The 11,698-nt window shown below is 54.6% G+C and carries 9 protein-coding genes; 6 read left to right on the forward strand and 3 right to left on the reverse strand.

Annotated elements, in window-relative coordinates; genetic code table 11:
- Window position 1 precedes the first annotated feature (1 nt).
- Window positions 2-814 (forward strand): putrescine export ABC transporter ATP-binding protein SapF, encoded by an 813-nt coding sequence (gene sapF / locus JOE25_RS07510; RefSeq protein WP_209633770.1) that lies wholly within the window; start codon window positions 2-4, stop codon window positions 812-814.
- A gap of 427 nt (window positions 815-1,241) precedes the next feature.
- Complete coding sequence (locus JOE25_RS07515) at window positions 1,242-2,441, forward strand: peroxidase-related enzyme (protein WP_209633773.1); 1,200 nt, start codon at window positions 1,242-1,244, stop codon at window positions 2,439-2,441.
- On the opposite strand, the gene JOE25_RS07520 is transcribed toward JOE25_RS07515, so the two are convergent.
- Together JOE25_RS07520 and dacD are read right to left on the reverse strand one after the other, a co-directional pair.
- A complete protein-coding gene (locus JOE25_RS07520) occupies window positions 2,433-3,329 on the reverse strand; it encodes a LysR family transcriptional regulator (protein ID WP_209633775.1) in 897 nt (298 codons plus the stop codon). The genes JOE25_RS07515 and JOE25_RS07520 overlap by 9 nt on opposite strands.
- A gap of 80 nt (window positions 3,330-3,409) precedes the next feature.
- Window positions 3,410-4,579, reverse strand: coding sequence for a serine-type D-Ala-D-Ala carboxypeptidase DacD (gene dacD / locus JOE25_RS07525; protein WP_209633777.1), 1,170 nt, complete (start codon window positions 4,577-4,579; stop codon window positions 3,410-3,412).
- A 281-nt stretch (window positions 4,580-4,860) separates the two neighbouring features.
- Here dacD and JOE25_RS07530 point away from each other — a divergent pair, with 281 nt between their 5' ends.
- Complete coding sequence (locus JOE25_RS07530) at window positions 4,861-7,167, forward strand: FdhF/YdeP family oxidoreductase (protein WP_209633779.1); 2,307 nt, start codon at window positions 4,861-4,863, stop codon at window positions 7,165-7,167.
- Window positions 7,168-7,182: 15 nt separating this feature from the next.
- On the opposite strand, the gene JOE25_RS07535 is transcribed toward JOE25_RS07530, so the two are convergent.
- Entirely contained in the window at window positions 7,183-8,037 is an 855-nt protein-coding gene (locus JOE25_RS07535; protein ID WP_209633781.1) for a LysR family transcriptional regulator, read from the reverse strand.
- Between the two features lie 99 nt (window positions 8,038-8,136).
- Between JOE25_RS07535 and gloA the strand changes: the two genes are divergently transcribed.
- From gloA to JOE25_RS07550, 3 genes are all read left to right on the forward strand, one after another.
- On the forward strand, window positions 8,137-8,664 hold the full coding sequence (gene gloA / locus JOE25_RS07540) for a lactoylglutathione lyase (protein WP_209633783.1): 528 nt from the start codon (window positions 8,137-8,139) through the stop codon (window positions 8,662-8,664).
- A gap of 184 nt (window positions 8,665-8,848) precedes the next feature.
- Window positions 8,849-10,783 carry an exoribonuclease II gene (locus tag JOE25_RS07545; RefSeq protein WP_209634221.1) on the forward strand — a complete coding sequence of 645 codons (1,935 nt, stop codon included), beginning with the start codon at window positions 8,849-8,851 and terminating at the stop codon, window positions 10,781-10,783.
- Between the two features lie 172 nt (window positions 10,784-10,955).
- Complete coding sequence (locus JOE25_RS07550; protein ID WP_209633785.1) at window positions 10,956-11,621, forward strand: type II CAAX endopeptidase family protein; 666 nt, start codon at window positions 10,956-10,958, stop codon at window positions 11,619-11,621.
- Window positions 11,622-11,698 lie beyond the last annotated feature (77 nt).

Below are 11,698 nucleotides of genomic sequence, written 5' to 3' on the forward strand. Positions count from 1 at the left end.
CATGGAAACGCTGTTGGAAGTGCGCAATCTGAGCAAAACCTACCGCTATCGTACCGGGCTATTTCGCCGCCAACATGTCGAAGCGGTGAAATCGGTTAGCTTTACCCTGCGCGAACGGCAAACGCTGGCGATTATCGGTGAGAACGGTTCGGGGAAGTCAACATTGGCCAAGATGTTGTCCGGCATGGTAGAGCCATCATCCGGCGAACTGTTGATCGATGACCATCGACTTAACTACGGCGATTATCGCTATCGCAGTCAGCGGATCCGCATGATATTTCAAGATCCGAGTACCTCACTCAATCCGCGCCAGCGTATCGGCCAGCTGCTTGATGCTCCGTTACGGCTTAATACGGACATGGCTGCGCCAGAGCGCGAGCAACAAATCAACCAGACATTACGCCAAGTGGGGATGCTGCCCGATCACGCCAATTATTACCCGCACATGCTGGCCTCCGGCCAAAAACAGCGAGTGGCGCTGGCCCGTGCGCTAATCCTGCAACCCAAAGTGATTGTGGCTGATGAAGCATTGGCCTCGTTGGATATGTCGATGCGCTCGCAAATCATTAACCTGATGCTCGAGCTACAAGAGAAGCATGGCATCTCCTATATCTACGTGACTCAGCATCTGGGGATGATGAAACACATCAGCGATCAGGTCATGGTGATGCACGAAGGGGAAATCGTTGAGCGCGGCAGCACCGCCGAGGTATTGGCTTCGCCATTACATGATCTGACCAAACGTCTGATTGCGAGCCACTTCGGCGAAGCGCTCACGGCTGACGCCTGGCGGCGCGACGGCGGTAGGTTCTGACAGCCAGCCTAACGAAGACAACCCGCTCCCGAGCGGGTTTTTTACCGCCGGAATTCGGCCGGCCCTTAGCCAAAAACCTCAGATACAAACTACATTTTTGTTATATATCATTATATTTTATTCCATTCAGTTATTGATTAGCACGTAACATTATTTTATCTCGCCAATCGAATCGGTGAGGATATCCCCTACGTTGAGCTTCTTAAACGACAGGATATCGCACTGATGAACAACCTACGCCATCGTCGACTCGCGCAGTTTTTGCTCGCTTTAGCCGCAGGTTTCTCTGTTTATGGTCACGCACTGTGTTGCGATGGCCAGCGCTAATCCTGTCATTTCATGCCCGCTTTCGGGCATGTTGCCTTTTGCCCTGCCGCCGTTGCTCGCCGCACCGGTGGCTGTTGCTCTTGATTAAGGATTATCCTCTATGGAACTACTACGTCGACAACATAATGCCCAGTGGTATCACGAAACCCAAAGCAGCGTACGCGGGGAGCAACCACTGGAGCCGCAGGCGGCAGGTATTCGCGACCGGTTCTTACTCGGGCTGGGTGCCTTTGCCGACGAAGCGCTGAACACCGCACTCACTGCCCGGGCTGGCGTATTCAACGCCTCGCTTGCCAGTTACCACGTGTTGTTTCCCGATCGGGTCGCGTTAACACGAGCAGTGACACTGTCACCCTATGACCGCCTCAGTACCGCGTTGACCGTAGCCCAGGTCACCGGTGTTCAGTCTCTTTGTAGTCATTACGCGGCCCGCCTTGCCCCGCTTTACAGTCCCGATGCCTCACGTGAAAGTAATATCCGTCTCGCACAAATCACTCAATATGCACGCCAGCTTGCCACACAACCAACGTTGATTTGCCGTAAGGCGCTGCAACAGTTGAGTGACGTCGGGCTGAGTCCGGCGGATATCGTGACGTTTTCGCAAATCATCGGTTTTGTCAGTTATCAGGCAAGAGTGGTTGCGGGTGTGGCCGCATTAGCTGGGCGGCCGGCAGGCGTGGTTCCGGGCTTCCCCAAGATAGACGATGCAGCAGGGATAGAATTCACGGAAGAAGAACTGAGGTGGCAGTCCCGGTTATCGGTTGTTGAATTGGACAGCGCTCGCGCGGAGCAATTAGACGTACTTGATCAGAGCCACCCCGATGCCCGCAGCGAATCATATTACCTGTTGCTGGCCCACGATGCCCCAGCGCTACGTGAACGCAATGGCGTCTTTAACAGCATTAATGCTGACGGGTACGGCTTATCCGGGCGGTTGAAAGCGCTGGCAACACTGGCGGTTTCTCGTATTAACGGCAGTCGTTACTGCGCCTCAACCGTGGCACAGGATATTCAGGACGACTCGCTGACGAATGCGCTCTTTGCCAGCATTCACCACGGGCTGGTAAGTGTGAATAATCCCGTCTCTCATGCGGTGATCGGTGTTGTCACAGACCTGACCCGCACGCCGGAAAAATTCACTCCACGCAGCGTACAGCCGTTGTTTAACAGCGGCCTGAACCAGGCACAGGCCTTGGACGTCATTCTGACTGGCGCACTCTACGCCTGGGAAAACCGTTTACGCCAAACCCTTGGCGACACACAGGGTGTCAGCGAAAGCCAAGCGGAAGCGTTATCGTAACAACCAGCCGCGCGCAGCATCAAAGAAGTGCTGCGCCAACGGTGATGCACGCCCAGGCTCAGCAACAACAACTGCGGCATGGCGCGGCATGGCAGCGATAGCGACCGGCCGGTGATGCAACTCAGGCATCATGGTCGGCAACAGGTTGCCAGGCGGGAATAACCCACAGCCCAACCCGACAAAAATTCCCTGCAGTAACTGGAATATCGACGTAGTTTCCATACGCACATGCAGCGTCAAACCGGCCTCGCGAAAGTTTTGATCGAGGTAACGACGGAAGTAACGCGTCGGTTCCGCCAGGCACAGTGGCAATGCAGCCACGTCCTCCAACGTCAGTGGCGCGTCGCCGACTAATTCGGGAAAGTGTTCAGGGTGGAAAACCAACTCAACGCCAGCGTCCGCCAAGGGCTGCGACTGAAAGTGCAGCTCTTGCAACGTGGACAGTTCAAAGAAACCGATACCGATATCGACAGTATGCGCCGTCAGCGCTTCGAGTAGCTGATCGGCGCTCAACACCGAGACCCGGTAATCTAATTGGGGAAATCGCTCGCTGACCGCCTTTAGCATTTGCGCCAAGGATATACTGCATTGCGGTACAGCACCGATCCGCAACGTGCCGTTCAGGCCGTGCTTAAGCGACTCCACCTCCAGTTTCAACCCCTGATAAACCGATACAATCTCACGCGCCCACGACAGCACCCGCTCTCCTTCGGCAGTGAAACCTTCGAAGTTGTTACCACGGTTGATCAACGACACGCCAAGCTCTTTTTCCAAATTTTTCAGCCGCATAGATAACGTCGGCTGGCTGACAAAGCTGGCCTCCGCCGCGCGGCCAAAGTGGCGTTCACGCTCAAGATTACACAGGTAGATCAGTTGCTTAATATCCATAAAACGGCTCAGTGAATCACGACTGGCTTGAGTATATCATTGCTACAGAATTTCGGGCGCCGCGCCCAGCGCCCCAAGCATCAGATTTTCAGTTTTACCGCATCCATCAGTCGCGAGAACATGCCGCCTTGTTTGATCTGTTGCAACGCCACCAGCGGTAACGTCTTCAACAGGTTACCGTTGTCACTGATGCGAATTTCACCCACCGGCTGCCCTGGTTCCAGTGGTGCATCCAGGCGCGTTGCAGTCACCACATATTGCGCCTTCAGCTTGTTCGCCTCCGTTTTCGGCAGGCTAATGTATTGATCCTGCGCGCTACCCACGGCGACCTCATGGCGATCGCCATACCACACCTTTTCCTGCCCCAAACGTTGCCCAGCGCTGAAAAGATGGACCGTGGCAAAATCACGCAGGCCCCAGGTCAGCAATTTGCGAGCCTGCTCTTCGCGCCCTTTCGCGCTTTTACCGCCCATCACCACCGCAATCAACCGGCGGTCACCCTCAGTCGCTGAAGCAATAATATTAAAACCGGCAGATTCGGTATGACCGGTTTTCAGCCCGTCTACCTGCAATGCTTTATCCCACAGCAACCCGTTGCGGTTCTGCTGGGTGATGCCATTCCAGGTCAGCGATTTTTCGCTGTACATATGATATTCCGCCGGTTCACTCATGATGATGGCGCGTGAAATTACGGCCAAATCACCGGCGGTGGTGAACTGGCCCGGGGCGTCCAAGCCGTGGACCGTTTCGAAATGCGTATTTTGCAGGCCAAGCTGGGTGCTCTTTTCATTCATCAGCTTCACGAACGCCGCCTGGCTGCCCGCGACATAATCGGCCATCGCCACGCAGGCGTCGTTGCCGGAGTCAATGATAATGCCCCGACTGAGATCGCGAACCGTGACCCTGTCACCTGGCTTCAGGAACATCAGCGATGATCCCTTGAATACCGGATTCCCCGCCGCCCAAGCGTCTTTACCCACCGTCACCACGTCATCCAGACCGATTTTGTGTTGGTCGAGCGCATGATCAATCACCAACCCAGTCATCAGTTTGGTCAGACTGGCCGGATTACGACGTTCATCTGCGTTTGCCTCAGCCAGCACCTGGCCGGTGGTATAGTCCATCAATACGTAAGAGGCGGCGTCTATCGCTGGCGGCGTATTGAGTGGAAAGTTAAGGGGGGCATCTGTCGCCTGAGCTGCCAACGGCAGCAAAATACCGGTTATCACCGCCAATGTTAAATGCTTCAATCACTGTTCCTCAGGCCCTGGGGGCTAAATAAAATACCAATATAATCTGAGGCATAGACTGCATTAATCGGAGGTAAAGCGGAATCAATACTCTTTTTCAGCGGGTGTCATTATGCAACGATTTGTATGTTAATCATTTCTACGCGATAGACTTGCTCTATGCCGCCATAGTCCTATTCGATTAGACGCCCGTGCCTCACCCTCCTAAACTTGTGACATAAACACTGAAAACGCTTAAAAAAGCGTTCACTTTTTAGCTACAACCACCTGCGAAGACCAATATGAAATTCAAACCGTCAATAAAGCCTTATACCGGCGCGGCGGGCGGCTGGGGTTCACTCGAAGCCACCACTCGCTATGTACTCGACAGCAAACAGACGCTGAAAAACCTGCGTAACCTGATGCGTGTGAATAAAGCGCGCGGTTTCGACTGCCCGGGCTGCGCCTGGGGCGACGACAATCACAGCACCTTCAGTTTCTGCGAAAACGGCGCGAAGGCCGTCAGTTGGGAAGCCACACGTAATGCGGTTGAACCTGAGTTTTTCGCTGCCCATAGCGTCAGTACCTTGCTCCAGCAAAGTGACTATTTCCTGGAGTATCAGGGGCGACTCACCCACCCGATGCGCTATAACACCGAAACCGATCATTATGAACCGATCGCGTGGCCGGATGCGCTGGCGTTAATCGCCAAGCACATCAACAGCATGGACAATCCAAACCAGATTGAACTCTATACGTCGGGCCGTGCCAGTAACGAAGCTTCATATCTGTATCAATTGTTCGGTCGCATGCTCGGCACCAGTAATTTCCCTGACTGCTCCAATATGTGCCACGAAGCCAGCGGCGTGGGGCTAAAACAGAGCATCGGCGTCGGTAAAGGCACCATCCGTATGGATGACTTTGAAAAAGCCGATGCGATTTTCGTGTTTGGTCAAAATCCCGGCACCAATCACCCGCGCATGCTGCACAGCCTGAAAAACGCCGCCAGTCGCGGGGCCCGTATCGTCAGTTTTAACACGCTGCGCGAGCGTGGGCTTGAACGCTTTGCCGACCCGCAAAGCCCCATTCAAATGCTGACACCTAAGTCATCACCGATCAGTTCTGCCTACTTCCAGCCTAATCTCGGTGGCGATATGGCGGCGGTGCGCGGCATGGTGAAAGCCCTGTTGGAAGGTCACCGCCAGCGTTTGGCCGCCGGTGAGCCCGGCCTGTTCGATTTGGCCTTTATCGAGCAGCACAGTGTCGGTGTAGAGCGCTATTTGGCACAGGTCGACGCCACCACTTGGGATCAGATCACCCATCAGTCCGGCCTGAGCGAGGCGCAGTTGCGCCAGGCTGCTGCCATTTATCAGGGGGCTGAGCGCGTAATCTGCACCTGGGCGATGGGCGTGACACAGCATAAACACTCTGTGCCAACGGTGCGTGAAATCACTAACTTGCAGCTGCTGTTCGGTCAATTGGGCAAACCCGGTGCCGGACTGTGTCCAGTGCGTGGTCACAGTAATGTGCAAGGCAACCGGACGATGGGCATCGATGAGAAATCCCCTAAAGCCCTGCTCGACAGCCTGGAGAAACACTTTAACTTCTCGCCACGCCGTGAACAGGGCCATAACACCGTCGAGGCTATCGAAGCGATGCTGCGCGGCGACGTTAAGGTATTGTTGGCGCTGGGCGGTAATCTAGCCGCTGCGGCACCCGATACCGAACGCACCGCACGTGCCTTACGCTGTTGTGACCTGACGGTGCATATCAGCACCAAACTCAACCGTAGCCATCTGGTGACCGGCAAAGACGCCCTGATCTTGCCTACGCTGGGCCGTACCGAACAGGATCTGCAGGCCAGCGGCCCGCAATACATTACGGTCGAGGACTCCTTCAGCATGGTGCATGCCTCTGAAGGCGTCGGCAAGCCGCTAGCAGAAACACAACGCTCTGAAACGGCAATAGTCTGCGGTATCGCTGATGCCGTATTGGGCAACCAACAGCTCGACTGGCTGGAACTGGCAGATGACTACTCATTGATTCGCGATCATATCGCCGCCACGATCCCTGGTTTTGAGGATTTCAATCGTCGCTGTGATCAGCCCGGCGGTTTCTATCTGGGCAACGCTGCCGCAGAACTTCGCTTCGCCACCCCCAGTGGTAAAGCAGAGTTCGGCTCGGCACCGTTACCGGACAGTCTGTTCCCGCAACTGGATGGCCGTCAGGCGCCCTTCACGCTGCAAACCTTGCGCTCACACGATCAGTACAACACCACCATCTACGGGTTGGATGATCGCTATCGTGGCGTGTATGGCCAGCGAGAGGTGTTGTTTATTCATCCTGAAGACCTGGCCGCACTGGATATGCAAGACGGTGAATTAGTTGAGATCGAAACCCTGTGGAATGACGGTATAACCCGCAAGGTCAGTGGTTTCAAGCTGGTGAGCTACGATATCCCGCGCGGTAATTTGGCCGCCTACTACCCCGAAACCAACCCGCTGGTACCGCTGGCCAGTTTTGGTGATGGCACCGGCACACCGACGTCCAAGTCAATACCGGTCGCTATCCGTCGTTGCGTCGCACAGCCCACGTTACGCATTGCCTGATCTGCTGCGCCCGGTTTACGCCGGGCGCACTAATAGATCGATAGCCGTCTGCAACTCCTCAGAGAGTTGATGGCGGCGCCATACAAAGTACAGATTGCTCACCCCTTCCGCCCCCATCTCCACAACGTTCAGCGCCTGCGACGGCAAAATCATCGGCAGCAACGATCCTGGAATGCAGGCCACGCCGCAGCCCGCTTTTACGCAGGCCGCCATCGACGTGTATGACTCCATCTCCAGCGTCATACGCGGCTTCAATTGCCGTGAGGCTAGCCAGTGATCTATTTTTAGACGGAAAGAGCACTCGCGACTGAAGGTATAAAACTCCAACTGCGCCAAAGTTGCAGCGTCTAACTGCGTTACGGATGCCGGTATCAGCAGCACCAGACGTTCATCAAATGCCACACGGCTGGCCAGCAGTGGGTGTTCTATGGGGCCGTCTGTCAGCGCCAGATCGAGCTCACTGTCAATCAGCATCCGCTCCAGCACCAACGAGTCCCGGCTCAGCACATTGACCTGCATTTGCGGTTGGCTGCGGCGCAAGTGGGCAATACGGTCAGGTAAATGGCTGATCAGCGAAAAGTCCAGTGCCCCAAGATTCAGCAAACCCTGCGGCTGCCGGCCGGCGAACAGATGTTGACTGCGTGACGCCAGAGCCAGAATTTCGCCTGCCTGCTGATAGAACAACCGGCCTTTGGGTGTCACATACAGCCGATTTTTATCGCGGAAGAACAGCTCACCGCCAAGTGAATCCTCCAGCTCTTTGATGCGTAATGTCACGTTGGAAGGCACACAGTGCAATTCCCGTGCAGCGGCGGCAATGGTTTTATGTTCAACCACGGCGCAGAAAAATTTAAGCTGGCTCAGCTTCATGAAGCATTCACTTTTAATGAGTGTTTTGGTTAAAAACAATCACTTTAGATTAGCATTAATTTACCCTAGAGTCGTATCAACAACCTAAGAGGGATCCCTATGCCACTGAATGATTTACTGACGCTGCCGGGCGTGACCGCACAACCGGAAACGGCCACCGACGGCTACGTGTTCAACCACACCATGATCCGTGTGAAGGACTTAACCAAAGCGCTGGATTTCTATACCCGCGTGCTGGGCTTTACCCCGGTGTATCTGGAAACCTTCAACGAAGCTGCGTTTACCATTTGCTACCTGACCCGCAGCCCGCGTGACCAGATCCCACAGGATGACGATGCCCGTAAACGCTGGGCACTGAGCCAACCGGGCATTCTGGAGCTGACCCATAACCACGGTACCGAACAGCATGCCGATTTTCATTACCACAACGGCAACAGCGAGCCGCGTGGCTTTGGCCACCTCTGTGTGACCGTGCCGGACGTGCGTGCTGCCTGCGACCGTTTTGAACGGCTTGGCGTGACGTTCCAGAAACGTCTGCATGAAGGTCGTATGAATTACGTGGCCTTTATCAAAGATCCCGATGACTACTGGATTGAAATTCTGCAGCCCTCACCGCTACAGGACTGATCTGCCCCTCGTTTCCCCCGGCGTCTCAAGCCGGGGTTTTATTCCTGCCTTTTGAATGCTCAATATTCCGCAAAATCGCGCCCCAACGCAGGAAAACCGTGACGTTAGGCTTGCCCGCAGCGGGTGATTCGCGTAAAACTGTCAGCCGCAAATCTTGCCACTCACAACCCATTCACTGGACGATATGTTTCAAGATAACCCGCTGCTGGCGCAGCTTAAACAGCAACTTCACTCTCAGACCCCGCGCGTTGAAGGCGTAGTAAAAGGGACTGAGAAAGGCTTTGGCTTTCTTGAGGTAGACGGTCAGAAGAGCTATTTCATTCCACCCCCGTACATGAAGAAAGTGATGCACGGTGACCGAGTGACCGCGACGCTGCATACCGAGAAAGAACGCGAAATCGCCGAGCCGGAAACCCTGATCGAGCCTTTCTTGTCGCGCTTCGTCGGCCGTGTGCAAAAGCGCGATGACCGTTTGTCCATCGTGCCCGATCATCCGTTGCTGAAAGACGCGATTCAGTGTCGTCCTGTGCGTGGTTTGAACCACGACTTCCAGGCTGGCGATTGGGCGGTCGCAGAAATGTGTCGCCACCCGCTGAAAGGCGATCGCGGCTTCAACGCCGATCTGACCCAATTCATTACCGATGGCGAAGATCACCTTGCGCCGTGGTGGGTTACCCTAGCCCGTCACAATCTGGAAAAAGAAGCACCGGAAATGATCGCTACCCGCGAGCCGGACGCCTCTTTGCCACGTGAAGATCTGACCGCGTTGAATTTTGTCACCATTGACAGCGCCAGCACCGAAGATATGGACGATGCGTTGTTTGTGCAGGACAACGGCGACGGCACGCTGCAGTTGACCATCGCCATTGCCGATCCGACCGCTTACGTCGAACAGGGCAGCGAGCTGGATGAAATCGCCCGCAAGCGTGCTTTCACCAACTATCTTCCGGGCTTCAACATCCCTATGTTGCCGCGCGATCTGTCAGACAACCTGTGTTCACTGCGCCCTAACCAGCGCCGCCACGTGTTGGCTTGCCGCGTAACCATCGGTGCCGACGGCGCGTTGGCCGATGACATGCGCTTCTTTGCCGCTGAGATCGAGTCTAAAGCCAAGCTGGTTTACGACGAAGTGTCCGACTGGCTGGAAGGCATTGCCGGCTGGCAGCCGCCAAGCGATGACATTGCACAACAAATCACGCTGCTCAAGCGTGTGTGTGATGCCCGTAACGCATGGCGCCACCAGCATGCGTTGGTGTTTAAAGATCGCCCTGATTACCGCTTTGTATTAGGCGAAAAAGGCGAAGTGTTGGAGATCGTGACTGAACAACGCCGTAGCGCCAACCGTATCGTTGAAGAGTGCATGATCGCTTCCAACGTCTGCGCCGCTATCGTACTGCGCGACCGTCTGGGCTTCGGTATTTACAACGTGCATACCGGTTTCGACCCGCTGCTGGTTGAACAAGCGGTTACCGTTCTGCAAGCCAACGGGGTAGAAGCTGAAGCCGAGAAGCTGCTGACGTTAGAGGGGTTCTGCGAACTGCGCCGCCATCTGGATGCACAGCCGACCCAATTCCTCGACAGCCGTATCCGACGCTCCCAGACCTACGCCGAGATCAGCACAACACCGGGCCCGCACTTCGGCCTGGGGCTGGAAGCCTACGCGACCTGGACCTCACCGATTCGTAAATACGGTGACATGGTTAACCACCGTCTGCTGAAAGCGGTTATCACCGGCCAGCCCGCCGAAAAACCGCAAGATGAAGTGACCATTCAACTGGCTGAACGCCGTCGTCTGAACCGCATGGCGGAACGTGACGTGGGTGACTGGTTGTATGCACGTTACCTGAAAGACAAAGCCGGTACCGATGAGCGCTTCAACGCAGAAATCATCGACGTCACTCGCGGCGGTCTGCGGGTACGTTTGCTGGACAATGGCGCAGTGGCCTTCATCCCAGCACCGTTTATTCACGCGGTCCGTGACGAAATGGTCTGCAGCCAGGAAACCGGCACGGTCCAAATCAAAGGTGAAGTTGTCTACCGCCAAGGTGATAGCCTGCAAGTCACCATTGCCGAAGTGCGTATGGAAACCCGCAGCGTCATCGCCAGACCGGCGGCATAACCTCGTGAGATAGCGCTCACACAAGACAAACACCGGCAGGTAAGCCTCCGGTGTTTTTTTTTGCCATGTGATGCAGTCATCGACCGGGAACAGGTAGACCTGCCTGCACGGGCAGAGCCTGATAACACATGGATAACAGCAATTATCACTTAAAATATAAAGGATTATAAAAATGACCGATTGGGATAAGGAAATCGCACGACACAGGGAAACCAAAGGGTTCTTTTCCACGTTTTTGTTGATGGTAGCCCTGACATTTCTACCGCTGCTCTTCCCCAACAGGGAAAAACTGCAAGCCGAGGGATGGCTGGTCCCTATATTACTGGTGATTGAGTTTGTCGTTATCGTTCCGCTATACCTGAAATTTTATAAAAACCGCCCTTCTTTTGGTGCCGGTAATTTCAAACCCGCTTCATTCTTTGGTTTTCTATTGATCATTTTGGCATTGCAATTTATTGCACCACCTTTACTTGGCATAACCAAAACGGAAAGCTGGGTCATTGAACAGGTTTCACGCCAAGGTAACGTGTTTTTCTTGGTGCAGCTCACCCTGATCATCCTCGCCCCCATTTATGAAGAAATCGTCTTTAGAGGCTGCCTTTATGGCGCGTTTCAAACCTGGTTTGCCGGCGGTAAAATCGGGGCAGCGATAGTGACATCGATTCTTTTTGCCTTACTGCATACACAATATGCGGATGCGCGCATGCTACTCATTCTGTTTTGTGTTTCATTGACGCTGATAGTCGCCAGGGTCAAATCAAACGGTCTGTTAATGCCCATCAGTCTACATATATCCATGAACGGCATCGTGCTGGGTGTCAGTTATTGGATGATTTAAACCTGGGTGTAAATAGCTACCAGGCGATGCTACGGCATCGCCTTTTTTATTGCAGGACCGGGTCGCGCCACAACTTC

The sequence above is a fragment of the Serratia sp. PL17 genome (assembly GCF_017832355.1).
GTDB lineage: Bacteria > Pseudomonadota > Gammaproteobacteria > Enterobacterales > Enterobacteriaceae > Serratia.